Source organism: Weissella confusa, from assembly GCF_004766315.1.
GTDB classification, from domain to species: domain Bacteria; phylum Bacillota; class Bacilli; order Lactobacillales; family Lactobacillaceae; genus Weissella; species Weissella confusa_A.
Genome location: NZ_PVSN01000010.1, coordinates 1 through 23923 on the forward strand (window position 1 = coordinate 1; position 23923 = coordinate 23923).

Sequence of the window (23923 nt, forward strand, 5' to 3'; positions counted from 1 at the left end):
ACGGTTCCAGTTAAAGCATCGGTCATGATAAGCGGATGGTAACCGACGTTCAAGTAGTGATAATTAAAACCAATTTTTTCTTGATGACCAAAGGTCTCAAAGTAGGTTGAATCCAAATCTAGCACCAGTTCAGTATTGGCTGATCTTTCATCAATTAAAGAGACAATACGACGATTTAATTCTTGTAGCTCATCAATGTCTTCGTTCGTGAGATGTGATAGAAATCTGGAAATAGTTGGTTGAGATGCCATGTTTTGCGCATAAACAAGTCGATGTTCGATATCTTGGGTCAAGTAATCTGCAACGTCGTCGTTGCGATAACCTTCGATAACTTGAATGAGCATTTGCAATAACAATTCTACCTTAGCATAGCGTGGATTTTTGCGATTATCGTTGAATTCAACGTTATTAAAGAGCCTGGAAATTACAGGCGAATTCAGAAAAATACTAAGCAGCACGTTGCCACCATCCGAGGTAATTGGTGCCCCATTGTCTGAAACTGCAACTAAATGGTTGCTAGGTAATACTTTTTGAGTCATAATTTTAGACGCTCCAATTTTTGAGTATTTGGTTTGTTTTCCACTAACAAAATATCATAAAAAAGAGCTCCTATGGTTTTCACCCAACGGGTGAAAGCGCAAAACCCGCTGAAACGGTATTAACTTGCTGTTTCAGCGGTTTTTTGTTTGTCTTGATGAATAATCCGGGTTTTAAGTAAACAAATAGGCGACGTTTCCAAATTAATGGAGACGTCGCCTTTTGTATTATTCACCAAATTCACCTTCAAGGTACTTGAACGTTTCATCAACGCTTGGCATCAAGGCCAAACGTGAAAGACCTTCGCGGGTGACGAACTCAGCTTCGATGGCTGTTTCGAACCAAGCCACCATGTCATCCCAATAACCATCGATGTTCACCAAGACAATTGGCTTCTCGTAGTAACCAAGCTTTGTCCATGACATCACTTGGCCGAGCTCTTCTAACGTTCCCATGCCACCAGGTAGGAAAACGAAGGCATCTGCGCGATCGAACATCATGCGCTTACGAGTATCCATGTCTGGTACGTCGATGTGTTCCATTTGCAAATCATGCCCAGCTTCTTCTGGCAGGAAGCTCGTTGGGCGGATGCCGGTCACCTCGGCACCTGCGTTGATGGCGTTAACTGCGACTTCGCCCATCAAACCACTCTTTGAACCACCGTAGACCAAGGCCCAGTTACGAGCTGCGATTCCTTTGCCCATCGCAGCGGCTGCTTCGTGGAATTCTTCTAGGTGACCATATTGGGCGCCCATAAAGACACCAATTGTCTGCTTTTTCATGTCATACTCCCCCAAGTACTTTGCTTTTATAATTAGTCTCTATATCATACAATGGTTTATATAGAAAACTTTGAAGATTATCAGGATTCTGATATTGAGAATAGAAAGAGGTTCACATGGCTGAACATTATTACACGGCGAACCCAAGCGTTGCCCACGACGAGCATACTTGGACGTTCCCGCTTTTTGACCACACCTTGACGTTCACAACGGACGCCGGTGTCTTCTCTAAGTCTACCGTAGATTTCGGAACGCGCACGATGTTGGATGCGTTTGATCAAGATATTCCCGCTGGTAAGATTTTGGATTTGGGTGCCGGCTACGGACCAGTTTCAATTGCATTGGCAACGGTGATGCCTGAGCGCGAGTTCGTGGCTGCTGAAATCAACGAGCGTGCAGCTGAATTGGTCAAGCGTAACGCACAAAAGAATGGGGTTGGCGACCGCATTGACGTGGTATTGTCAGACCGTTATTCTGGTGTTGATGGTAAGTTTGCGGCGATTTTGACGAATCCACCAGTACGTGCCGGTAAGGACATCGTGTCAGATATGATTGCTGGGGCGAAGGATTACTTGGTTGACGGCGGTACGCTGACGGTTGTTTTGCAAAAGAAGCAAGGTGCGCCATCTGCTAAGGCATTGATGGCCGAAACGTTCGGTAACGCGGCAACGATTGCTAAGAACAAGGGTTACTATATTTTGGAGAGTGTCTACCATGACGACGCTAACGCCTGAACAAGTTGATTACTTCATGGGTGAAGCCATCAAGGAAGCCAAGAAAGCGGGCGCCTTGGGCGAAGTGCCGATTGGTGCGGTCGTCGTGCAAAACGGTCAAATCATCGGACGTGGCTTTAACCTACGTGAACGTTTGGAGGATGCCAGCCAACACGCTGAGCTACAAGCGATTACTGAGGCGAATCGTTTGGTGAAGTCATGGCGTTTGCCAGATGCCCAATTGTTTGTGACATTGGAACCATGCATTATGTGCGCGGGCATTATTCAACAGTCACGTATTAGTGATGTGTATTATGGTGCTGAGGATCCAAAGGCTGGGGCGGTGCACTCTTTGTACCACATCTTAGAGGATGAGCGTTTGAACCACCAAGTTAACGTGCACCAAGGTGTTCGTGAGCAAGAGAGTGGCGACTTATTGCGTAACTTCTTCCGTGAGATTCGTAAGCAGAAGAAGGCTGAAAAGAAGGCACGCCGCGCAGCCGAATTGGCAGCACAAGAATTGTCGAATGAGATTGCAGAAAAGTAATCCACCTGCTATAATATTGTTTGTGGGGCAAGTGTGCACTTCGAACCGTGTCAGGGTCGGAAGGCAGCAGCACTAAGGAGACCGTGCATTGTGCTTCACTTCTTATGAACTTTAATCGCTAACCGATGAACTAATCGGTTGGCGTTTTTTTTACTATTTTCTGTTACTATAAGAGTAGGGAAAATTCAAACGTTACTGTCAAAATAGACAGTGGTGAAAGGGGTCACACACAATGGCGTATCAAGCGTTGTACCGGACATGGCGTCCGCAAAAATTTAGCGACATGATTGGGCAAGAAGTTGTGACCAAGACGTTGAAAAACGCAATTATGACGGGGCAAACAACCCACGCCTATTTGTTCAACGGACCGCGTGGAACAGGTAAGACATCAGCAGCGAAAATCTTTGCTAAGGCCATCAACTGTTTAAATCCGATTAATGGGGAGCCTGATGGTGTATGTGCGATGTGTCAAGCAGCCGATAACGGTACGCTTGGGGACATCATCGAATTGGACGCGGCTTCAAACAACGGTGTTGATGAAATCCGTGAGATTCGTGAGGACGTTAACTACGCCCCAACGCAAGCGAAGTACAAAGTCTACATCATCGATGAGGTCCACATGCTTTCAACTGGTGCCTTTAACGCTTTGTTGAAGACGTTGGAAGAGCCACCAGCAAACGTTATCTTTATTTTGGCTACGACGGAACCACAAAAGATTCCGGCAACCATTATTTCACGTACACAACGTTTCGACTTCAAGCGTATTGATGCCAAGGCAGCTTATGACCGTATGACGTACATCCTGGATCAACGTGGTGACACGTATGATGAAGCTGCGATTCGCGTAATTGCGAACGCCGCTGATGGTGGAATGCGTGATGCGTTGAGTATCTTGGATCAAGCGTTGTCATTTGGGGATGGTCACGTGACGTTGGAAAACGCCTTGCTTGTGACTGGTTCAGTCACGCAAACGTTGCTTGGTGAATATGTGCAAGCGGTTGTTAAGCAAGACACGAAGCAAGCTTTGGCTAAGCTATCTGAGGTATTATCAGCAGGTAAGGATGCCAACCGCTTTGTGGAAGACTTGATTAGTTATGCCCGTGACTTGTTGCTTCACACTGAAGCGCCTGAGTTGATCAGCATTGTGCCTGATGAGACATTCACGGACTTGGCAGCCAACACACAAGCCAATGTTTGGTATCGCATGATTGATATCTTGAATGACACGCAACAGCAATTGCGTTTCACGAATCGACCAAGCATTTACTTGGAAGTGTTGACGGTTAAGTTGAGTCAACCAATCGCGACGACGGCACCGGTGACGGTAGAGCGTGTGTCAGCACCGCAAGTGGTTGCTGAACCGACGCCAACTGCACCAAAGCCGGCTCCGGTTGCCTCAGCAGCGCCAGTTGTTGAGACACCAACGCAGCCAGCGGCACAACCTGAACCAGTGGCATCTCCAGCACCAGCTGAACAACCAGCTACGCCGGCACCAACGCGTGTCGCACCACGTGTTGCGGATGATCAATCAGCTGTGTTTGGCGTGCTTAGCGCAGCGACCCGTGGCGACCTAGACCGTGTGCAAACAGTATGGGCTGACATGGTTAACATGTTGCCGGTACCACAACAAGCGATGTTGAACGTCGCGAAGCCAATTGCAGCTTCGCCAGACGGATTGGTTGTGGCCTTTGACTTTGAAGTTATCAAGGCCAACGCCATGCGTAATGCAGAATTGTTGCACACGATGGTGACGCAAATTCGCTTGTTGACGCAAGCGCAAAACGAGCGTCAATTGGTCTTTGTCACGACTGATGACTGGCCAAAGATGCGCGCTGCGTTTGTGGCCCAACGCCAAGGAACGGCTGCGACGCCATCTGTTCAGCAGCAAGTGCCACAACAAGTGGCAGCTGCCGTTGATGACGACTTAGCAAGTCTAACGGCAATGGATGATCAAACCGAAGCAGCAGGTCCAGCACCAGTTGTGGCGGAAGCTGAACGTTTGTTTGGCGCTGATATCGTAGAAGAAATTGATGATTAATAACAAAAACTAGAAAACGAGGGTGATATTATGTTTGGTGGACAAAACATGCAATCAATGATGAAGCAAGTAAAGAAGATGCAAGAGCAAATGCAAAATGAGCAAGAAGCCATTGCAGCAACTGACTACACTGGTCACGCCCCTTCAGACGTTGTTTTGGCAACGTTTAACGGAAACCGTGAGTTGAAGGACTTGCAAATCAAGCCTGAAATCGTTGACGCTGATGACGTCGACGGTATGGCGGATATGATTTTGGTTGCAGTTAATGATGCATTGCAACAAATCGAAGCTGACCAACAAAAGCGTTTGGGACAATACGCACCAAAGGGTATGTTCTAAAAAGTTGGCCCTTTATTGAGAGAAAGAAGGTCTGTAACGTGCAATATCCAGAACCGATTGCTAAACTTATTGATAGTTATACGAAGTTGCCCGGTATCGGAATTAAGACAGCGACACGCCTAGCTTTCCACACAATTGACATGCAAGAAGAAGATGTGACGGGGTTTGCCCAATCATTGATTTCTGCTAAGCGTGATTTGCGCTTTTGTTCAATTTGTGGAAATCTGACGGAGACGGATCCTTGTGCAATTTGCTCTGACCCAACACGTGATCAAAGCCAAGTTTTGGTTGTTGAAGAAGTGAAGGATTTGATGGCAATCGAAAACACTGGCGAGTACCGTGGGTTGTACCACGTACTTCACGGTGTGTTGTCACCACTATCTGGCAAGGGGCCCGATGATATCAACATTGAGTCATTGGTAACGCGTTTGCAAAAGGATGACGCCATCCAAGAAGTTATCGTTGCAACGAACGCTAACGCAGAGGGTGAAGCGACAGCTATGTACCTATCACGTCTATTGAAGCCGGCCGGTCTAACGGTTTCACGTTTGGCCACTGGATTGTCAGTTGGTAGTGATATTGACTATGCTGATGAAATCACGTTGATTAAAGCGGTTGAAGGAAGGACGAAGCTCTGATGTTTAACATGTTTAAGCGACCAAAAGTTGATACAGCAGCTTACGATGAACGTCTGAACAAGGCGATTGATCAAGCGAAGTTCGACTTTGAAAAAGCAAAAATGTCAGAAGTAGCTTTGTTTGAAAGTGACATTGACCCACGTTTGATTAAGGCTGAAACAGCCAAAGCACGTCAGAAGTACTTCTTTTTACTTCGCGTGGCACGTCAACGTGACATGAAGGGTCACTGGTCAACGGCTTTTATCCACCCGGAGATTTAATCACTAAACTCAGGATAGGAGGTGTTTAGAATGAGCGATAAGACTTATACGAACGCCCAATTTGGTGCTTTGATTGCGAAGAACACGCAATGGACAGAGGCCAATGCTAAGTGGGTGAAGGAACGTCTCATTGAGAATTCACGTTTGTTGCCAGACCACGGTAAGAAGTGGTCACAAACGCGCATTTCTAACTATTTGTTCGAATTGGCTTTCGTAAAGCCAGAGAACATCGACTGGAACGTTTAGCCAAAGTCGGTTCAGGTGTTATGCCTGGGCCGGCTTTTTGCTATAATAAGAATTAACAACACAATTAGAAAGTGGTGGCGAGAATGCCAGGGACATTTATTTCGTTTGAAGGCCCAGATGGAGCTGGAAAGACATCAGTATTGCGTGCGATTGTCGCACGGCTGCAACCAGAACTAGGGGATCGCTTATTGCTAACCCGTGAGCCGGGCGGAACCGACAATAAGATTGCGGAAGCGATTCGTGACCTCGTACTTGATCCAGCCAATACAGACATGGATCAACGAACGGAAGCGTTGCTGTACGCAGCCTCACGTCGACAACACTTGGTGCAAACGATTTTGCCGGCCTTGGAAGCTGACAAGGTTGTGATTACTGATCGCTACGTTGATAGCTCAATTGCTTATCAAGGCGGTGGCCGTGAATTGGGAACTGATGCGGTGGCAGCAATTAACGATTTTGCTATTGAAGGGTTTATGCCTCAAGCGACGGTCTACCTTGATATTCGACCAGAGATTGGTTTGGAACGTATTCAAACGACGCGTCAAGACGAAGTGAACCGTCTTGACGTCGAAGCGTTGTCGTTCCACCAACGTGTGTCAGATGCTTACCATGAGTTGGCTAAGCAATACCCAGACCGCTTTTTGATGATTAACGCAGAACAAGAATTGGATGCCGTGATTGCTGATACATGGGCAGCGTTGGCACCAATTTTGGGGATGAAGGACTAGGAGGTTCAGCTTTATGAAGATGGTAATCGCAATCGTTCAAGATAAAGATGAAAACAAGTTGGGAACTGAATTTGTGAAGGCGAATGTGCGTGCCACTCGTTTGGCGACGTCAGGTGGGTTCCTTCGCTCAGGAAACACAACTTTTATGATTGGTATTGAAGACGAGCGTGTCGATGAAGTACTTGCTCTAATCAAGGAAACGTCACACACGCGTAAGCAATTCATGACACCAGCGGTTAGCCTTGATGTCTCAATGGAATCAACGGCTTCAACACCAATGGAAGTTCAAGTTGGTGGTGCAACGGTCTTTGTTCAAGATATTGAGCAATTCCACCGCTTCTAAGGGGAAAGTATGGACGCGAAAGAATTAATTGCACAGGCAAACGCACAACAACCGCAGTTAATCGCGCAATTCAAACAGGCGGTGGCAAGTGAGCAACTTGCCCACGCCTTTTTGTTTACTGGGCCACGTGGTCGTGGTCAAGACTTGGTAGCTGATTGGTTGGCGATGCGTTTGATGTGTCGTAATGTCACGGCTGACGGACAACCGGACGGTATGTGTGATCAATGCCAACGTATTGCGTCAAACGAACACCCAGATGTGATTCAATTGGCGCCAGATGGTAACAGCATCAAGGTCGATCAGGTACGCTTCTTGCGTGAGGAGTTTACGAAGACCGCTGTTGAAGGTAATCAAAAGGTGTTTATCGTTTCTGGTGCGGACACGATGACCAGCAGTGCCGCTAACGGTCTGTTGAAGTTTATCGAAGAGCCAGTTGGCCAGCAAACGGCTATTTTGATTGCTGAAAACCGTGCTCAGATTTTGCCAACGGTTGTCTCACGTACGCAGGTCATTGATTTCCCAGCCTTGGGACCTGAACAGATGCGCACATCATTGGAAGCGGTCGGTTTCACGGCGGCACAAGCTGAATTGGCGCGTACGTTGACGGATAGCGTGGATAGCGCAGCTGAGTGGCTAGTCGATGATTGGTTTAACTCAGCTGAGAAGGCCATTAGCGATATTGTGACTGGGACACTGAAGGGTGACGATACCACCTTTACCCACGTGCAAACAGCTTTGGTGCCGTTAGCCGGCGAGCCAGCCCGTGCCCGTGTGCTGTTGGCAATGCTGGCCCAAGCATGGCGTGATATCTTGCTCGGCCGTACTGGGGATGCGAGTGTTCGCTTCCCGGGTGCCGGTGAGTGGCAACGTTTGTCACAGCGATACACGACGGCCAAGCTGTTGGAAGTCTTGGATATCGTGTTAGCAGCACCACAACGTTTACAGAAAAATATTAGTTTTCAAACGACGGTCGAATCAACCGTCCTTGAAAGTCAGTTTAAGTTAGCAGGTTTATGATGAATCAACAGAAAAGTTTTGCAACACATACAACAGGAACGCTTTATCTTGTCCCAACACCAATTGGTAATTTGGGTGATATGACGGTTCGTTCAATTGATACATTGAAGGCTGTGGCCGTGATTGCGGCTGAAGACACACGTCACACGCAACAATTGCTCAACCAGTTTGATATTCAAACGAAGCAAGTATCATTCCATGAACACAATAAAGAGAGTCGCATTCCCGAGTTGGTTGCACGCTTAGCTGCTGGTGAAGATGTGGCCCAAGTGTCAGATGCGGGGATGCCATCAATTTCTGACCCGGGTCATGAGTTGGTGAAGGCTGCCATTGCGCAAAACATTCCAGTTGTGCCACTACCAGGGGCGAGTGCTGGTATTACGGCATTGATTGCGTCTGGTTTGGCACCACAACCCTTTATGTTTTACGGTTTTTTGGCGCGTAAGCCAAAGGAGCAATTGGCAGAACTGCAAGGTTTGAATTCACACACGGAAACCATGATTTTTTACGAAGCACCACACCGTTTGGCTAAGACGTTGCAAAACTTGGTGAAGGCGTTTGGTCCTGATCGCCAAGTTGTGTTAGCTCGTGAGTTGACGAAGCGTTATGAAGAGTTCTTACGTGGGTCAGCCCAAGAATTGGTTGATTGGGCAAGTGAAAACGAAGTCCGTGGTGAGTTTGTTATGATGGTAGCGGGAAATGATAACCCAACTACTGATGGGGATGAAGACCCACTTGCTGAAATGACTGCTGTGGAAGCAGTACAAGCCCTTGTTGCATCAGGGCTAAAAGCAGCGGCTGCGGTTAAGCAAGTCGCCAAAGCGCGTGACTTGGACCGCCAAGCGTTGTATTTGGAATATCAAGGAGAGAATTAATGGCTGAAGTTTACAGTATGCAGCACGAGGTGTTGTACTACGAAGCTGACGTGACAGGCAAGTTGAGTCTGCCCATGATTTTTAATCTTGCTGTGTTGAGTTCAACGCAACAAAGTGTCGACCTTGGTGTCGGACCGGATTATGCGCACGCAAACGGTGTTGGTTGGATTATTTTGCAACACGTCGTTGATATTAAGCGCCGTCCTAAGATTGGTGAAAAGGTGGCCTTGGAGACCTTGGCTAAGGAGTTCAACCCATTCTTCGCCAAGCGTTTGTACCGAATTGTCGATGAAGCCGGAAACGAATTGGTAAGCATTGATGCCTTGTACGCCATGATTGATATGGAGAAACGTAAGATGGCGCGTATTCCACAAGATATGGTGGATGCCTACGCACCTGAACGTGTGAAGAAGATTCCACGTCAACCAGAGCCAGACCGCATGATTGGTGATATTCCAGTTGATTTCGATCAACAATATGCGGTGCGTTACTTGGATATTGACTCAAACCGTCACGTGAACAATTCGAAGTACTTTGATTGGATGCAAGATGTCTTGGGTCCAGCGTTCCTTGAAACGCACGAACCAACGCACTTGAACATCAAGTACGAACACGAAGTTTTATTGGGTGATATGATTCGTTCAGAAGCGCAAATTATGGAAGACAAGTCAGTACACCGTATCTGGTCTGGTGACACATTGTCTGCCGAAGCGCATATTGATTGGACGAAGTCAGAAAACTAAAGTAAACTAATTAGTGAAGAAAGTCATTTAAGGAGAAAACACATGGCCATTTTGGTTCTAGGTGGAGCCGGATACATCGGTTCTCACATGGTTGACACATTGTTGTCAGACGGTCGCGATGTTGTCGTTGTCGACAACTTGTTGACGGGACACCGTGCTGCGGTGCCTGCAGGCGTACCTTTCTACGAAGTTGATATTCGTGATAAGGCTGCTTTGCGCGAAGTATTTGAGAAGGAGAACATTGAGCAAGTCGTTCACTTTGCGGCTTCATCAATCGTGCCAGAATCAATGGCTAATCCGCTAAAGTACTTCGACAACAACACGGCAGGAATGATTGCGTTGTTGGAAGTTATGTTGGAGTTTGATGTTAAGCAAATCGTCTTCTCATCAACGGCTGCAACGTACGGTATTCCTGAGGAAAACCCTATCAAGGAAACGACACCACAAAACCCAATCAACCCATACGGTGAGTCAAAGTTGCAAATGGAACACATCATGAAGTGGGCTGATGAAGCTTACGGCTTGAAGTGGGTTGCATTGCGTTACTTTAACGTTGCCGGTGCAAAGGCTGACGGTTCAATCGGTGAAGACCACCCAGTTGAGACGCACTTGGTACCAATCATCTTGCAAACGGCCTTGGGTCAACGCGAGAAGATCATGATGTACGGTGATGACTACAACACGCCAGATGGATTCAACGTCCGCGATTACGTTCACGTAATGGACTTGGCTAACGCACATGTGTTGGCTTTGGACTACTTGGCTAAGGGTAACGACTCAAACCAATTTAACTTGGGTTCAGCAAACGGCTTCTCAGTTAAGCAAATGGTTGAGGCTGCGCGTGAAGCAACTGGTAAGGAAATCCCTGCCGAAGTTGGTCCACGTCGTGCCGGTGATCCCGACTCATTGGTTGCGTCATCAGACAAGGCTCGTGAGATTTTGGGCTGGGCACCTAAGTACGATGATGTTAAGGAAATCATCAAGACGGCTTGGACTTGGCACCAAAAGCACCCAAATGGTTATGAAGACCGCTAATATTTGATTATCAAGACAGTTATCAGGTTTCTGGTAGCTGTCTTTTTTGTTTATGCTAGCGCCGACACAAACCACCACCTGAATTTTATGTTAATGAAAAGTCCGGTAAAAAGTTGTATGATAAATACCATATGACTAAAGAGTAAAGGAAGTAGTGTGGCATGAAGGTTATTGCGTTTGATACGTCTAATCAACCATTGTCGGTGGCCTTGTTTGAAGACGACAAGCTAATCGGACAACGTGAAACAAACGTTGCTAAGAATCATTCGGTGCAATTGCTACCGTTTATTGATGAACTAGTGAAGTCAGCAGGGTGGGCACCAGCTGATCTTGACCGGGTTGTGGTTAGCCAAGGACCCGGTTCTTATACAGGATTGCGTATTGCAGTTACGACTGCAAAGACGTTGGCCTTTACGCTAGGTATCGAACTGGTCGGTATTTCAAGCTTGGGATTGTTGGCTACGAACGTAAAGACGTCCGGCGTGACGATTGTGCCAGTGATGGATGCGCGTAATGCGAACTTATATGCTGGTCAATATGAGTTGCGTGACGGCAAGTATGTTGCCACGGCAGCTGACCGCCACACGAATGTTCCTGCTTTGATTAGTCAATTGGCAGAGGAGAATCAACAAGTGGTTTTTGTTGGTGAATGGGCTCGGTTTGAGGAAGAGTTGCGACAGGCGTTGCCAGATGCACAATTTGCATCTGATAATTTGCCGCATGCCGCAAATGTGTTGCCGCTGGTTACGGATGCACAAGTACTAACAGACATGACAGATATTCACCAATTTGTGCCAAACTATTATCGTTTGTCGCAAGCTGAGGCTGATTGGGCCAAGGCTCACCCCGATGCAGGTGATGGTGTTTATGTGGAAAAGGTTTAAGAATTGGGTTCATTGGTTGATGCACCCATTGCCACAAAGCTTACGAGAATTTCGTCAGGTGATTGCGGTTAATGGCTTTGAGTTCCACTTAATGCCAGCGCAATACACGGACGTTGAAGAAATGGTTGTTCTAGAGCGAGCAGCGTATAACGGTGAGGAACCATGGTCGGAGGATATCTTCCATAATGAGTTGCACCGTTCACGCGAACGTTTGTACGTGGTTGTTCGTGAGCCGGAGACTGGGACGATGGTTGCCTATATTGGGGCAGCGTTCCGACCAGGTATTCATGAAGTGCATATTACGAACGTCACGGTGACGCCACACTGGCAAGGTCGTGGCTTAGGAACGTTTTTGCTCATGTATATGATGACGGTTGCGAAGCAGATTCGCTTCCACCGTGTGTCATTGGAGGTGCGTGTATCGAATGTGAGTGCACAACGCCTATATGAACGACTTGGTTTTCAAACGGTTCGTCGTAAAACGAATTATTATGGAGATAACGGGGAAGATGCGTTTGATATGGCGCAGATTCTCGGGAGAAAGAGTGATGGATTTTACATTCAGGGATAGTACGGACGCCGAAGAGTTGTACGCGATTGCTAAGGTTGCTTATAAAGGATCACCTTGGTCAAAGAAAGTTTTTCAGAATGATTTGAAAGGTAAGTTTACGAAATACTTGCTGATCGAAGCAGACGGTGAGACGGTTGGCTTTGTTGGTGGGACACATTTAGGCGATGAACTTGAAATCACCAATGTGGCAGTTATGCCTGGTTTCCAGGGACAACACCTTGGCGAACGACTACTTCGTGAATGGTTTGGTCGCTTTGAGGATGGTACACGGGTACTGTTAGAAGTGCGTCATCGTAATAAGCGAGCCATTCGTTTATATGAACGCTTAGGTTTCATAATCTATAACATACGAGAAGATTACTATCGTGACCCAGTGGAAGACGCTTACTTGATGGACGTCACATTGCCGTTGCGTGGAGAAGGAGAATAGCATGAGTGAAACACGTTATATCATGGCCTTTGAATCAAGTGCCGATGAAACAAGTGTGGCGATTGTCAAAAATGGTACTGAAATTGTGAGCTTGGAGACAGCAACACAAATCAAGAGTCACCAACGATTTGGTGGTATCGTACCGGAAGTAGCGAGCCGTCACCACATTGAACAAGTAACGGTGTTAGCTGATGCTGCTTTGGAAGATGCGCAATTGACGTATGATGATTTGACGGCCATCGCAGTGACGCAAGGACCTGGTTTGGTTGGGGCGTTGTTGATTGGTGTTACGGCGGCTAAGACGATTGCCTGGGCGCATAACTTGCCATTGGTGCCAGTCATTCACTTGGCTGGGCACATCAGTGCAGCAAACTTCGTGCAACCAATCGAATATCCAGCATTAGCCTTGATGGTTTCTGGTGGTCACACGGAATTGGTCTTGATGCGTGAGGAATACGATTACCTTGTCATTGGGGATACACGTGATGATGCTGCCGGTGAGAGTTATGATAAGGTTGGTCGTACGATGGGGTTGCAATACCCATCTGGTAAGACCATGGATGAAATGGCGCATGAAGGCGAACCAACGTATGATTTGCCACGTGCGTTGATTAACGATGACCGTTATGACTTTTCGTTCTCTGGTTTGAAGAGCGCGGTGATTAACTTGATGCATAATGCTGACCAACGTGGTGAGACAGTTGATCATATTAACCTTGCTGCCTCATTCCAAGAAGCGGTTGTTGATGTGCTGGTGACAAAGACGCGTCGTGCGTTAGAGAATTATCCGGTTAAGTCATTTATTGTCGCTGGTGGTGTTGCGGCTAACCGCGGTTTGCGTGATGGACTAACGGCAATGATGGCTGAATTCCCTGAGACGACGTTTATCCCAGTACCAATTAAGTTGGCTGGTGACAATGCCGCTATGATTGGCGTAGCTGGTGATATCGCTTATCGTCACGGTAAGCGTGGTGGTTTGGACTTAAATGCCAACCCCGGCTTGGAATTTGATTACTTAGAAGACTAACAAAAAAGGTACCGACATCGATTTGTCGGTACCTTTTCTACTATATATATTAATCGTTACGTGAGAGTAGTGAACGACTAATGCTGAACAAGATATCTTTTGACTCGTGTTCTGGCATATCGTCTAGATAGTTTAATGCAGCTTCTGTATAACGCATTGTCATATCACCTGCTTCATCAAGGGCACCAGAGTCACGGACAAGTTGGGCTAATTCTTCGGCCTCAGCAGTCGTGATTTCAGTTTGCTTTGCGAGCAGGTCTTGAATACGGCCATTGTTTTGCATGGCAATGATCAGTGGTGCAGAGTACACACCTTCTCGTACGTCATTCAACGTTGGCTTACCAAGTGTCGTGCTATCTGATTGATAATCAAGCATGTCATCCAAGATTTGGAATGCCATACCGACGTTGTAGGCAAAGTCACTGGCGAGTTCAGCGAAGTCATCTGGAGCATCGCTAGCTGAGATACCTAGCTTAGCTGCTAGTACGAATAGGGCAGCGGTCTTACCAGAGATTTGTTCTTCGTAATCCGCGATGGTCATATCAGTACGGTAGTGGTTCGTACGCTGTGTGAGTTCACCAGATAGGATGCGTTCTAGATAGCGGGTCGCCATACGAACGGTTTCGATATCATTGGTGTTATCCGCCAACGTACGGAACGTGACAGCGAATAGGTAATCGCCGGCATAAGCAGCAACGTCCTTACCAAAGCGTGACTGAATTGATTCGGCGTGACGACGAGTTGGTGAATCATCGATAATGTCGTCGTGAACCAAAGAAGCAGTGTGGAGCATTTCGACCGCGGCAGCGAGATTTAGTAAAGGCTCGCGTTCGGCAGGGTAGAAACGACCGATCAATAAGGTGAACGCAGGACGGAGCAACTTACCGCCAGCATTAAACATATCGAATAGGGCCGCTTCGACTTCTGGATCATTAGCATCCATGTTAGCTTCAATACGATTCAAGACTGCTTGGAGTTCCTTTTGGATAGCAGGGAAGTCTTGCCAAATCGGATGAAGTTGTGAGAGTGATTGCGTCATTACTAAGGAACTCCTTAATTGTTTATCTACTATAATATGTATGTGTTCATAACATGGTATGAATAAGCTATCTACTATTATATAGGAATAAGTCTGAATAAACACATGCAATTCTGAGAGGGACTTACGAATATTTTTAAATAGAACCAAAACGGTGGAAATTAGTAAGTAAATCAGTTATTATAGTTTTCGGAATAAAATATGAACACGACATGAACGGGGTTAAGAAATTAATTCAAGAAAGTTGTTCAAAAGGCTTGCCAACGCGGTTAGCCTGCTGTATTATATTCTAGTACGTTAAATACGGGGTGTATTATGCACCCGGGTATTAGCGTGCCATCGACAAGCGATGATGTGGGAGGTTGCGACACACCCGGCAGCATTGCCACGGGGACCATTGCCATGGAGCTCTTTGGGGTGCGTCGGTAGTTTCCACGGAGTTAGTTTCATATTCCAATATGGACGAAGGGAGAATTTATATCATGGCAAGTAAGAAGATTCGTATCCGTTTGAAGGCGTACGAGCACAAGATCTTGGACGCTTCAGCAGAAAAGATCGTTGAGACGGCAAAGCGTACAGGTGCTGAAATTTCAGGTCCTATTCCATTGCCTACTGAGCGTACGTTGTACACGGTTTTGCGTTCACCACACAAGCACAAGGATTCACGTGAGCAATTCGAAATGCGCACTCACAAGCGTTTGATCGATATCGTGAACCCAACTGCTAAGACGGTTGATGCTTTGTCAAAGCTTGAATTGCCAAGCGGTGTTGACATCGAAATCAAGTTGTAATTTTTACAACGCAACAACAGCAACAACAACTTGCCTGATTAAGCATTTAACTGATCAAAAATTTAGATTTACTATTCAAAGGAGATAGTCATGACTACTAAGGGTATCTTAGGCCGCAAGGTCGGCATGACTCAGGTATTCACTGAGAACGGTGAGCTTATCCCCGTAACAGTAATTGAAGCTACGCCAAACGTAGTTCTCCAAGTTAAGACTTTGGAAAACGACGGTTACAACGCAGTTCAATTGGGTTACCAAGACAAGCGCGCCGTTTTGAGCAACAAGCCTGAGCAAGGTCACGTTGCCAAGGCAAACACGGCCCCTAAGCGCTACATTCGTGAAATCCGCGACGCTGAGGGAGAATTCAATGTTGGGGATGAAGTTAAGGTTGATATCTTCGCTGCTGGCGAAGCTGTTGACGTAACTGGAATCACAAAGGGTCATGGTTACCAAGGTAACATCAAGAAGGATGGACAATCACGTGGCCCTATGGCGCACGGTTCTCGTTACCACCGTCGTCCTGGTTCATTGGGTGCCATCATCAACCGCGTCTTCAAGGGTAAGAAGTTGCCTGGACGCATGGGTAACCACAAGCGCACTGTACAAAACTTGCAAGTAGTTCGCGTTGACGTAGAAAACAACGTGATCTTGGTTAAGGGTAATGTTCCTGGTGCCAACAAGTCACTTGTTACTGTTAAGTACTCTGTTAAGGCTAAGTAATAAGGACGAAGGGAGGAAACTAACATGACTAAGGTTGCTTTGTTTAAGCAAGACGGCTCAAACGCCGGTGAGATCGAGTTGAACGACTCAATCTTCGGAATCGAGCCAAACAACAACGTTGTTACTGACGCTGTTTTGATGCAACGTGCATCAATGCGTCAAGGTACTCACGCCGTTAAGAACCGTTCAGCGGTTTCAGGTGGTGGTAAGAAGCCTTGGCGTCAAAAGGGAACTGGACGTGCCCGTCAAGGTTCAATCCGTTCACCACAATGGCGTGGTGGTGGTATCGTCTTCGGACCTACTCCACGTTCATACGCCTACAAGTTGCCAAAGAAGGTTTACCGTTTGGCATTGAAGTCAGTGTTGTCACAAAAGGTTTTGGACTCAGCTTTGGTTGTTGTCGATGCATTGTCATTCGACGCTCCTAAGACTAAGGAATTCAAGGCAGTTTTGAACAACTTGAACGTAAACGAAAAGACGTTGGTTGTCTTGGACGATGATAACGCTAACGCAGCATTGGCAGCACGTAACTTGGAAAACGTTACTGTTATGACTGCAAAGGGTGTTAACGTGCTTGACGTAATCAACAACGATAAGTTGGTTGTAGTTCAATCAGCTTTGGCACAAGTTGAGGAGGTTTTGGCATAATGGACGCACGCGATATCATTTTGCGCCCGGTCATCACTGAACAAACGATGAGCGTTTTGGATGAAAAGCGTTACACGTTTGAAGTTGATGTTCGCGCCACTAAGCCACAAATTAAGCGCGCTATTGAAGAAATTTTCGATGTTAAGATCGAAAAGATCAACACGGCGAACGTACGTGGTAAGTTGAAGCGTCAAGGACGCTTCGCTGGTTACACTAAGAAGCGCAAGAAGGCAACTGTTAAGTTGACTGCCGCTTCTAAGGACATTCAATTGTTCAACGAAAACTAATTAGGAGGAAATTAGCGTGGCTATCAAGAAGTACAAGCCAACCTCTAACGGTCGTCGTAACATGACGTCTTCAGATTTTGCTGAAATCACTAAGACGACGCCTGAAAAGAGCTTGTTGGAATCAAAGTCAAACACTGGTGCTCGTAACTCATACGGTCACATGACTGTGCGCCACCGTGGTGGTGGACACAAGCGCCAATACCGTATTATCGACTTCAAGCGTACAAAGGATGATGTTCCAGCCAAGGTTGTTGCGATCGAATACGATCCAAACCGTACTGCTAACATCGCTTTGTTGCAATACACTGACGGTACTAAGGCATATATCTTGGCGCCTAAGGGCTTGGAAGTTGGTATGACTGTTCAATCAGGTCCTGATGCCGACATCAAGGTCGGAAACGCTTTGCCATTGGCAAACATTCCTGACGGAACTCAAATCCACAACATCGAGTTGAAGCCTGGTAAGGGTGGTCAATTGGCCCGTTCTGCCGGTGCATCAGCACAATTGTTGGGTAAGGAAGGAAAGTACGTACTTGTTCGCTTGCAATCAGGTGAAGTACGTATGATCTTGGCCGTTAACCGTGCCACGGTTGGAGTTGTTGGTAACGAACAACACTCATTGATCAACTGGGGTAAGGCTGGTCGTCGTCGTTGGAAGGGTCAACGCCCACACGTTCGTGGATCAGTTATGAACCCTAACGATCACCCACACGGTGGTGGAGAAGGAAAGGCCCCAGTTGGTCGTCCAAGTCCAATGTCACCATGGGGTAAGAAGACTGCCGGTAAGAAGACGCGTAACAAGAAGGCTCGTTCAACGAAGTTCATTGTTCGCGGTCGTAAGGGCAAGTAATCAATACTTACACTCCGTAATTAATAAGTTTTTAGCAAACGAGAGGAGGACCTTAAAATGGGTCGTAGCCTGAAGAAGGGACCATTTGCTGACGCTCACTTGTTGAAGAAGGTTGAAGAAGCCAATGCTTCAGAAAAGCAAGCTGTCATCAAGACATGGTCACGTCGTTCAACGATTTTCCCTAGCTTTATCGGATTGACTTTTGCTGTTTACGATGGTCGTAAGCACGTGCCAGTTTTGGTACAAGAAGACATGGTCGGTCACAAGCTTGGAGAGTTCGTCCCTACGCGTACGTTCCGCGGACACGCAGCAGACGATAAGAAGACTAAGCGCAAGTAATATAGGAGGACAATACAATGGCTGAACAAATCACGTCAGCACGCGCCACGGCGAAGATCGTTCGTGTCGCTCCACGTAAGGTCCGCCTAGTGCTTGACCAAGTTCGTGGTAAGTCTGTGGCAGAGGCATTTGCAATTTTGCAATTCTTGCCAAACCACAGCTCAGAAGATGTATACAAGGTGTTGAACTCAGCTGTAGCTAACGCTGAGAACAACTTCTCACTAGATCGCGAAGATTTGGTAGTTGCAGAAGCCTTTGCTAACGAAGGACCAACGCTAAAGCGTTTCCGTCCACGTGCCAAGGGTTCAGCTTCACCAATCAACAAGCGTACAAGCCACATCACGATTGTGGTAAAAGAAAAGTAAGGAGGATTGAGTCATGGGTCAAAAGATTAACCCAACTGGTATGCGTGTCGGCATCATCCGCGACTGGGATGCTAAGTGGTACGCTAACAAGAAGGACTACGCAACGGCTTTGCACGAAGATTTGAAGTTGCGTAAGTACATCGAGACTAAGTTGGCTGACGCATCTGTATCTCGCATCGAGATCGAGCGTACTGCTAACCGCGTGAACATCTCAATCCACACTGCTAAGCCAGGTATGGTTATTGGTAAGGGTGGTTCTGAAGTTGATGCATTGCGTAACGAGTTGTCAAAGCTTGTTGCTAAGGGCGAGCGCGTCCACATCAACATCATTGAGATTAAGAAGCCTGATTTGGACGCCCACTTGGTTGGTTCACAAATTGCATCTGACTTGGAGCGCCGTGTGGCATTCCGTCGTGCAATGCGTGGTGCTATCCAACGTGCTATGCGTGCTGGTGCCAAGGGTATCAAGACGCAAGTTTCTGGACGTATCAACGGGGCTGACATTGCTCGTGTAGAGCAATACACTGAGGGTACGGTGCCTTTGCACACTTTGCGTGCTGACATCGACTACTCATGGGATGAGGCAACAACTACTTACGGTCAATTGGGTGTTAAGACTTGGATTTACCGTGGTGATGTTTTGCCAGAGAAGAAGTCTGTAAAGAAGCAAGGAGGCGAGTAACATGCTAGTACCAAAGCGTGTAAAGTACCGCCGTCCACACCGTGGAAAGATGCGCGGTGAGGCCAAGGGTGGTAAGACAGTTACATTTGGTGAGTTTGGTTTGCAAGCCACTGAATCACACTGGATCACTAACCGTCAAATCGAGGCTGCTCGTATTGCTATGACGCGTCACATGAAGCGTGGTGGTCAAGTTTGGATCAAGATTTTCCCACACTTGTCATACACTTCTAAGGGTGTTGGTGTTCGTATGGGTAACGGTAAGGGTACTCCAGACGGATGGGTTGCACCTGTTAAGCGCGGCAAGGTAATGTTTGAAGTTGCCGGTGTTCCTGAAGAGGTTGCCCGCGAAGCCTTGCGTCTTGCATCTAACAAGTTGCCAGTCAAGACTAAGATCTTGACTCGCCAAGTGGAGGGTGAATAATGAAGATCAAGGATCTACAAAACGAAATCAAGGGTCTCAGCCAAGCTGAGTTGGTTGCCAAGGAAAAGAGCTACAAGGAAGAATTGTTCAACTTGCGTTTCCAATTAGCTACTGGTCAACTTGAGAACACGGCTCGATTGTCAGAAGTACGTAAGCAAATCGCACGTATCAAGACGGTCATTCGTCAACAAGAATTGAACAAGTAGACTAAGAGAGGAGACCGATATGACTGAAGCTCGTAACGCACGTAAGGTTTACCAAGGCCGCGTGGTTTCAGATAAGATGGATAAGACAATCACTGTTGCCATCGAAACTTACAAGAACCACCCTGTTTATGGTAAGCGTGTTAAGTACACGAAGAAGTTTAAGGCTCACGATGAAAACAACGAAGCTAAGCAAGGTGACATCGTACGCATCATGGAGACGCGTCCAACGTCAGCTACAAAGCGCTTCCGTTTGGTAGAAATCGTCGAGAAGGCCGTTATTATCTAATCGTTTAATCTCGAATCTTACCAATAACGGAAGGAGGACAAAATCGTGATTCAACAAGAGAGTCGTTTGAAGGTTGCTGACAATTCTGGTGCACGTGAAATCTTGACTATCAAGGTTTTGGGTGGATCAGGTCGTAAGTTCGCCGGTATCGGTGACATGATCGTCGCAACTGTTAAGCAAGCTATTCCTGGTGGTACTGTAAAGAAGGGTGACGTCGTTAAGGCTGTTATCGTTCGTACTGTTTCAGGAGTTCACCGTGCTGATGGTTCATACATCAAGTTCGATGAAAACGCTGCAGTCATCGTTAAGGATGACAAGAGCCCTGTAGGTACTCGTATCTTCGGACCTGTTGCGCGTGAATTGCGTGACAATGATTACATGCGTATTGTGTCATTGGCACCTGAAGTATTGTAATTACCATCATTAAATCAAGGAGGAAGCCTCGCATGTTTGTGAAGACTGGTGACAAGGTTAAGGTTATCGCCGGCAAGGACAAGGGCAAGGAAGGAGTAGTTGTTAAGACTATTGCTGCTAAGGACCGTGTTGTTGTCGAAGGTGTGAACATCGTAAAGAAGCACCAAAAGCCAAACAACCAATACCCACAAGGTGGAATTGTTGAGCTTGAAGCTCCAATCCACGTTTCAAACGTACAATTGCTTGACCCTTCTACTAACGAACCAACGAAGATTGGTTACAAGGTTGAAGATGGTAAGAAGGTACGTTTTGCTAAGAAGTCTGGAACGACTTTGGCATAATTTTCTAGGTGAAAGGAGGAAATCATTATCATGGCAAATCGCTTGAAGGAAAAGTACGTCAATGAAGTAACGCCTTCATTGATCGAGAAGTTTGAGTACTCATCAATCATGCAAGCACCTAAGATCGAAAAGATCGTGCTTAACATGGGTGTTGGTGACGCCGTATCAAACTCAAAGAACTTGGATGAAGCTGTTGCTGAATTGGAATTGATTGCTGGTCAAAAGCCAGTTATCACTCGCGCTAAGAAGTCAATCGCTGGCTTCCGTTTGCGTGAGGGTATGGCAATCGGTACTAAGGTTACTTTGCGTGGTGAGCGTATGTACGACTTCTTGGATAAGTTGATCAACGTTTCATTGCCACGTGTTCGTGACTTCCGTGGAGTTTCACCAAAGGCCTTTGATGGTCGTGGAAACTACACGTTGGGAATTCGTGAGCAACTTATTTTCCCAGAAATTGATTACGATCAAGTTAACCGCGTTCGTGGATTGGACATCGTTGTTGTAACGACGGCCAACACTGACGAAGAAGCTCGTGAATTGCTTACTCAATTGGGTATGCCTTTCTCAAAGTAATCAACACTGATTTACAGTAATTAATAATAGGAGGCAAACATCAATGTCAATGACTGACCCAATTGCAGATTTCTTGACTCGCATTCGTAACGCGAACATGGTTCGCCACGATTCAGTTGAAGTACCTGCATCAAAGATCAAGAAGGACATCGCCGAAATCTTGAAGAACGAAGGCTTTGTTCGCGACGTTGAATACATTGAAGATGACAAGCAAGGTGTCATCCGTGTCTTCCTTAAGTACGGTGCCGACAAGCAACGCGTTATCACTGGTTTGAAGCGTATTTCAAAGCCAGGATTGCGTTCATACGTCAAGGCAGATGCTGTACCTAAGGTTTTGAACGGTTTGGGTATCGCTATCATCTCAACTTCCGAAGGTGTTATCACCGATAAGGAAGCTCGCGCCAAGAAGATTGGTGGCGAGGTATTGGCTTACGTCTGGTAATAAATAAAATCTAAACAAGGAGGTGTCTACCGATGAGTCGTATTGGTAACAAGGTTTTGACTTTGCCTGCTGGCGTTGAATTGTCACGCGAAGGTAACGTCGTTACTGTTAAGGGACCTAAGGGTGAGATTTCTCGCGAAATCGCATCAGAAATCGAATTCACTGTGGACGGTACTGAAGTATCATTCACTCGTCCTTCAGACGAAGGACGTATCAAGGCACTTCACGGAACTACTCGCGCTAACGTTGCAAACATGGTTGAAGGTGTATCAGCCGGCTTCAAGAAGACTTTGAAGTTGGTCGGTGTTGGATACCGTGCTGCTAAGCAAGGCGACAAGCTTGTCTTGAACGTTGGTTACTCACACCCAGTTGAGTTTGAGGCCCGTGAAGGCTTGACAGTTGAAGTTCCTGATTCAACTACGATCACTGTTGAAGGAATCAACAAGCAATTTGTTGGTGACTTGGCCGCAGAGATCCGTGCCGTACGCGCACCTGAGCCATATAAGGGTAAGGGAATTCGCTACGAAAACGAATACGTTGCACGTAAGGAAGGTAAGACTGGTAAGTAATCTTAAGCTTATAGCTTAAGGCCCGTGAGCAACGTCTCGGGATTTACTTATTGGTATATCTTTCGAGTATATACACAAAAGAGGTTACGAACATGATTACGAAGTCAGACAAGAACAAGGTGCGTCAACGCCGACACACGCGAGTTCGTGGAAAGATTTCTGGTACTGCTGAGCGCCCACGCTTGAACGTTTACCGTTCTAACAAGAACATCTACGCGCAATTGATTGATGACGTAGCGGGTGTGACGCTTGCTAGTGCCTCAACTTTGGACAAGTCAGTTGAGACTGCTCCAAAGACTGAACAAGCAGCTAAGGTTGGAGCTTTGATCGCAGAACGCGCCAAGGCTGCAGGTGTTGAAGTTGTTGTATTCGACCGTGGTGGTTACTTGTACCACGGACGTGTGCAAGCTTTGGCAGAAGCTGCTCGTGAAGCTGGTTTGAAGTTCTAAGGGAAGGAGGAAATTAAACATGGCTTTTATCGATGCAAACAAGCTCGGCGAGCTTGAAGAAAACGTTGTTGCCATCAACCGTGTTACCAAGGTTGTTAAGGGTGGACGTCGTTTGCGTTTCGCCGCTTTGGTAGTTGTTGGTGACCGTAACGGACACGTTGGTTTTGGTACTGGTAAGGCACAAGAAGTGCCTGAAGCTATCCGCAAGGCCGTTGAAGCTGCAAAGCGTAACATCGTTGCAGTTCCAACTGTTGGTACGACCCTTCCTCACTCTGCAAATGGTGTCTTTGGCGGTGGTCGCATCTTGCTTAAGCCAGCCGTTGAAGGATCTGGAGTGGCAGCCGGTGGTGCTGCTCGTGCCGTTTTGGAATTGGCTGGTGTTGCCGACGTGACTGCAAAGTCATTGGGATCATCAACTCCAATTAACGTTGTGCGCGCAACTTTCGATGCAATCAACTCATTGAAGAACGCTGAAGAAGTTGCTGAATTGCGTCAGGTCTCACTTGAGCACTTGGCAGATTAAGGAGGCAGAAAATGGCTGAACAAGTTAAGATTACTCTTGTAAAGAGTGCTGCCCACCGTTTGCCAAAGCAACGTGCGATTGTTAAGGCCCTTGGTTTGAACAAGGTGTCATCATCAGTCGTGTTGCCTGACAACGCAGCAACGCGTGGTGCAGTGTTTAAGATTGCTCACTTGGTTACTGTTGAAGTAGTTAAGTAAGCACATAAATAGATTGCTTTGAAGGAGGTAC

At 46.8% G+C, this 23923-nt stretch carries 39 protein-coding genes and 1 other RNA gene; 37 read left to right on the plus strand and 3 right to left on the minus strand.

Annotated features, from left to right (window positions below; genetic code table 11):
- Both C6P11_RS01485 and C6P11_RS01490 read right to left on the minus strand, forming a co-directional pair.
- On the minus strand, positions 1 to 539 hold a 539-nt coding region (locus tag C6P11_RS01485), incomplete at its 3' end, for a transposase (protein ID WP_210114206.1).
- A 225-nt stretch (positions 540 to 764) separates the two neighbouring features.
- On the minus strand, positions 765 to 1319 hold the full coding sequence (locus C6P11_RS01490) for a TIGR00730 family Rossman fold protein (RefSeq protein ID WP_135518095.1): 555 nt from the start codon (positions 1317 to 1319) through the stop codon (positions 765 to 767).
- A 116-nt stretch (positions 1320 to 1435) separates the two neighbouring features.
- Here C6P11_RS01490 and C6P11_RS01495 point away from each other — a divergent pair, with 116 nt between their 5' ends.
- The 18 genes from C6P11_RS01495 to tsaD all read left to right on the plus strand — a co-directional run bounded on the left by C6P11_RS01495 (position 1436) and on the right by tsaD (position 13753).
- Positions 1436 to 2053: a class I SAM-dependent methyltransferase gene (locus C6P11_RS01495; protein ID WP_135518096.1), complete on the plus strand. Its 618-nt coding sequence runs from the start codon at positions 1436 to 1438 to the stop codon at positions 2051 to 2053.
- Entirely contained in the window at positions 2034 to 2579 is a 546-nt protein-coding gene (tadA, locus tag C6P11_RS01500) for a tRNA adenosine(34) deaminase TadA (protein ID WP_056973502.1), read from the plus strand. The genes C6P11_RS01495 and tadA overlap by 20 nt, the downstream gene beginning before the upstream one ends.
- 19 nt (positions 2580 to 2598) lie before the next feature.
- Positions 2599 to 2684: signal recognition particle sRNA small type (gene ffs / locus C6P11_RS01505), an RNA gene on the plus strand.
- A 127-nt stretch (positions 2685 to 2811) separates the two neighbouring features.
- Positions 2812 to 4617: a DNA polymerase III subunit gamma/tau gene (gene dnaX, locus C6P11_RS01510; RefSeq protein WP_135518097.1), complete on the plus strand. Its 1806-nt coding sequence runs from the start codon at positions 2812 to 2814 to the stop codon at positions 4615 to 4617.
- Between the two features lie 30 nt (positions 4618 to 4647).
- Positions 4648 to 4956 (plus strand): YbaB/EbfC family nucleoid-associated protein, encoded by a 309-nt coding sequence (locus tag C6P11_RS01515; RefSeq protein ID WP_004560290.1) that lies wholly within the window; start codon positions 4648 to 4650, stop codon positions 4954 to 4956.
- 38 nt (positions 4957 to 4994) lie between these two features.
- Positions 4995 to 5594 (plus strand): recombination mediator RecR, encoded by a 600-nt coding sequence (gene recR / locus C6P11_RS01520; RefSeq protein ID WP_004560289.1) that lies wholly within the window; start codon positions 4995 to 4997, stop codon positions 5592 to 5594.
- A complete protein-coding gene (locus tag C6P11_RS01525; RefSeq protein ID WP_135518098.1) occupies positions 5594 to 5854 on the plus strand; it encodes a YaaL family protein in 261 nt (86 codons plus the stop codon). Before recR ends, C6P11_RS01525 begins: the two co-directional genes overlap by 1 nt.
- Before the next feature lie 30 nt (positions 5855 to 5884).
- A complete protein-coding gene (locus tag C6P11_RS01530; RefSeq protein ID WP_004560287.1) occupies positions 5885 to 6100 on the plus strand; it encodes a hypothetical protein in 216 nt (71 codons plus the stop codon).
- 83 nt (positions 6101 to 6183) lie between these two features.
- Entirely contained in the window at positions 6184 to 6828 is a 645-nt protein-coding gene (tmk, locus tag C6P11_RS01535) for a dTMP kinase (protein ID WP_135518099.1), read from the plus strand.
- A 13-nt stretch (positions 6829 to 6841) separates the two neighbouring features.
- Complete coding sequence (locus C6P11_RS01540) at positions 6842 to 7171, plus strand: cyclic-di-AMP receptor (RefSeq protein WP_135518100.1); 330 nt, start codon at positions 6842 to 6844, stop codon at positions 7169 to 7171.
- A gap of 9 nt (positions 7172 to 7180) precedes the next feature.
- Complete coding sequence (gene holB / locus C6P11_RS01545) at positions 7181 to 8188, plus strand: DNA polymerase III subunit delta' (protein ID WP_135518101.1); 1008 nt, start codon at positions 7181 to 7183, stop codon at positions 8186 to 8188.
- The gene (gene rsmI / locus C6P11_RS01550; protein WP_135518102.1) at positions 8188 to 9063 is read left to right on the plus strand and encodes a 16S rRNA (cytidine(1402)-2'-O)-methyltransferase; all 876 of its coding nucleotides are present in this window, start codon (positions 8188 to 8190) and stop codon (positions 9061 to 9063) included. Before holB ends, rsmI begins: the two co-directional genes overlap by 1 nt.
- Positions 9063 to 9806, plus strand: a complete 744-nt coding sequence (locus C6P11_RS01555) for an acyl-[acyl-carrier-protein] thioesterase (protein WP_135518103.1) — start codon at positions 9063 to 9065, stop codon at positions 9804 to 9806. Before rsmI ends, C6P11_RS01555 begins: the two co-directional genes overlap by 1 nt.
- A 42-nt stretch (positions 9807 to 9848) precedes the next feature.
- Entirely contained in the window at positions 9849 to 10841 is a 993-nt protein-coding gene (galE, locus tag C6P11_RS01560; protein WP_135518104.1) for a UDP-glucose 4-epimerase GalE, read from the plus strand.
- Positions 10842 to 11002: 161 nt separating this feature from the next.
- Positions 11003 to 11725 carry a tRNA (adenosine(37)-N6)-threonylcarbamoyltransferase complex dimerization subunit type 1 TsaB gene (gene tsaB / locus C6P11_RS01565; protein ID WP_135518105.1) on the plus strand — a complete coding sequence of 241 codons (723 nt, stop codon included), beginning with the start codon at positions 11003 to 11005 and terminating at the stop codon, positions 11723 to 11725.
- Positions 11709 to 12296, plus strand: coding sequence for a ribosomal protein S18-alanine N-acetyltransferase (gene rimI, locus C6P11_RS01570; RefSeq protein ID WP_135518106.1), 588 nt, complete (start codon positions 11709 to 11711; stop codon positions 12294 to 12296). The genes tsaB and rimI (C6P11_RS01570) overlap by 17 nt, the downstream gene beginning before the upstream one ends.
- Positions 12274 to 12726, plus strand: a complete 453-nt coding sequence (gene rimI / locus C6P11_RS01575; protein ID WP_135518107.1) for a ribosomal protein S18-alanine N-acetyltransferase — start codon at positions 12274 to 12276, stop codon at positions 12724 to 12726. The genes rimI (C6P11_RS01570) and rimI (C6P11_RS01575) overlap by 23 nt, the downstream gene beginning before the upstream one ends.
- A 1-nt stretch (position 12727) precedes the next feature.
- Positions 12728 to 13753: a tRNA (adenosine(37)-N6)-threonylcarbamoyltransferase complex transferase subunit TsaD gene (gene tsaD, locus C6P11_RS01580; protein WP_135518108.1), complete on the plus strand. Its 1026-nt coding sequence runs from the start codon at positions 12728 to 12730 to the stop codon at positions 13751 to 13753.
- 49 nt (positions 13754 to 13802) lie between these two features.
- On the opposite strand, the gene C6P11_RS01585 is transcribed toward tsaD, so the two are convergent.
- The gene (locus tag C6P11_RS01585) at positions 13803 to 14792 is read right to left on the minus strand and encodes a polyprenyl synthetase family protein (RefSeq protein ID WP_135518109.1); all 990 of its coding nucleotides are present in this window, start codon (positions 14790 to 14792) and stop codon (positions 13803 to 13805) included.
- 482 nt (positions 14793 to 15274) lie between these two features.
- Here C6P11_RS01585 and rpsJ point away from each other — a divergent pair, with 482 nt between their 5' ends.
- The 19 genes from rpsJ (at position 15275) to rpmD (ending at position 23892) form a co-directional block, all read left to right on the plus strand.
- Complete coding sequence (gene rpsJ, locus C6P11_RS01590) at positions 15275 to 15583, plus strand: 30S ribosomal protein S10 (RefSeq protein WP_004560274.1); 309 nt, start codon at positions 15275 to 15277, stop codon at positions 15581 to 15583.
- Between the two features lie 90 nt (positions 15584 to 15673).
- Complete coding sequence (gene rplC, locus C6P11_RS01595; RefSeq protein WP_004560273.1) at positions 15674 to 16300, plus strand: 50S ribosomal protein L3; 627 nt, start codon at positions 15674 to 15676, stop codon at positions 16298 to 16300.
- 24 nt (positions 16301 to 16324) lie between these two features.
- The gene (gene rplD / locus C6P11_RS01600) at positions 16325 to 16948 is read left to right on the plus strand and encodes a 50S ribosomal protein L4 (protein WP_004560272.1); all 624 of its coding nucleotides are present in this window, start codon (positions 16325 to 16327) and stop codon (positions 16946 to 16948) included.
- Complete coding sequence (gene rplW, locus C6P11_RS01605; protein ID WP_004560271.1) at positions 16948 to 17235, plus strand: 50S ribosomal protein L23; 288 nt, start codon at positions 16948 to 16950, stop codon at positions 17233 to 17235. Before rplD ends, rplW begins: the two co-directional genes overlap by 1 nt.
- 16 nt (positions 17236 to 17251) lie before the next feature.
- A complete protein-coding gene (gene rplB, locus C6P11_RS01610; protein WP_004560270.1) occupies positions 17252 to 18085 on the plus strand; it encodes a 50S ribosomal protein L2 in 834 nt (277 codons plus the stop codon).
- Between the two features lie 57 nt (positions 18086 to 18142).
- Positions 18143 to 18424: a 30S ribosomal protein S19 gene (gene rpsS / locus C6P11_RS01615; protein WP_004560269.1), complete on the plus strand. Its 282-nt coding sequence runs from the start codon at positions 18143 to 18145 to the stop codon at positions 18422 to 18424.
- Positions 18425 to 18441: 17 nt separating this feature from the next.
- Positions 18442 to 18789, plus strand: coding sequence for a 50S ribosomal protein L22 (gene rplV / locus C6P11_RS01620; RefSeq protein WP_002827984.1), 348 nt, complete (start codon positions 18442 to 18444; stop codon positions 18787 to 18789).
- Between the two features lie 13 nt (positions 18790 to 18802).
- Positions 18803 to 19471 carry a 30S ribosomal protein S3 gene (rpsC, locus tag C6P11_RS01625; protein ID WP_004560268.1) on the plus strand — a complete coding sequence of 223 codons (669 nt, stop codon included), beginning with the start codon at positions 18803 to 18805 and terminating at the stop codon, positions 19469 to 19471.
- A gap of 1 nt (position 19472) precedes the next feature.
- On the plus strand, positions 19473 to 19892 hold the full coding sequence (gene rplP / locus C6P11_RS01630; RefSeq protein WP_004560267.1) for a 50S ribosomal protein L16: 420 nt from the start codon (positions 19473 to 19475) through the stop codon (positions 19890 to 19892).
- A complete protein-coding gene (gene rpmC, locus C6P11_RS01635; RefSeq protein WP_004560266.1) occupies positions 19892 to 20098 on the plus strand; it encodes a 50S ribosomal protein L29 in 207 nt (68 codons plus the stop codon). Before rplP ends, rpmC begins: the two co-directional genes overlap by 1 nt.
- Before the next feature lie 19 nt (positions 20099 to 20117).
- The gene (gene rpsQ / locus C6P11_RS01640) at positions 20118 to 20384 is read left to right on the plus strand and encodes a 30S ribosomal protein S17 (RefSeq protein ID WP_004560265.1); all 267 of its coding nucleotides are present in this window, start codon (positions 20118 to 20120) and stop codon (positions 20382 to 20384) included.
- A 45-nt stretch (positions 20385 to 20429) separates the two neighbouring features.
- The gene (rplN, locus tag C6P11_RS01645; RefSeq protein WP_004560264.1) at positions 20430 to 20798 is read left to right on the plus strand and encodes a 50S ribosomal protein L14; all 369 of its coding nucleotides are present in this window, start codon (positions 20430 to 20432) and stop codon (positions 20796 to 20798) included.
- A gap of 32 nt (positions 20799 to 20830) precedes the next feature.
- A complete protein-coding gene (rplX, locus tag C6P11_RS01650; RefSeq protein WP_004560263.1) occupies positions 20831 to 21139 on the plus strand; it encodes a 50S ribosomal protein L24 in 309 nt (102 codons plus the stop codon).
- Positions 21140 to 21169: 30 nt separating this feature from the next.
- On the plus strand, positions 21170 to 21712 hold the full coding sequence (rplE, locus tag C6P11_RS01655; RefSeq protein WP_004560262.1) for a 50S ribosomal protein L5: 543 nt from the start codon (positions 21170 to 21172) through the stop codon (positions 21710 to 21712).
- 43 nt (positions 21713 to 21755) lie between these two features.
- Positions 21756 to 22154, plus strand: coding sequence for a 30S ribosomal protein S8 (rpsH, locus tag C6P11_RS01660; RefSeq protein WP_004560261.1), 399 nt, complete (start codon positions 21756 to 21758; stop codon positions 22152 to 22154).
- A 32-nt stretch (positions 22155 to 22186) separates the two neighbouring features.
- Positions 22187 to 22723: a 50S ribosomal protein L6 gene (gene rplF, locus C6P11_RS01665; RefSeq protein ID WP_004560260.1), complete on the plus strand. Its 537-nt coding sequence runs from the start codon at positions 22187 to 22189 to the stop codon at positions 22721 to 22723.
- Between the two features lie 92 nt (positions 22724 to 22815).
- Positions 22816 to 23172, plus strand: a complete 357-nt coding sequence (gene rplR / locus C6P11_RS01670; protein ID WP_004560259.1) for a 50S ribosomal protein L18 — start codon at positions 22816 to 22818, stop codon at positions 23170 to 23172.
- Positions 23173 to 23191: 19 nt separating this feature from the next.
- A complete protein-coding gene (rpsE, locus tag C6P11_RS01675) occupies positions 23192 to 23695 on the plus strand; it encodes a 30S ribosomal protein S5 (protein ID WP_004560257.1) in 504 nt (167 codons plus the stop codon).
- Between the two features lie 11 nt (positions 23696 to 23706).
- Positions 23707 to 23892 (plus strand): 50S ribosomal protein L30, encoded by a 186-nt coding sequence (gene rpmD, locus C6P11_RS01680; RefSeq protein WP_004560255.1) that lies wholly within the window; start codon positions 23707 to 23709, stop codon positions 23890 to 23892.
- Positions 23893 to 23923: the final 31 nt, after the last annotated feature.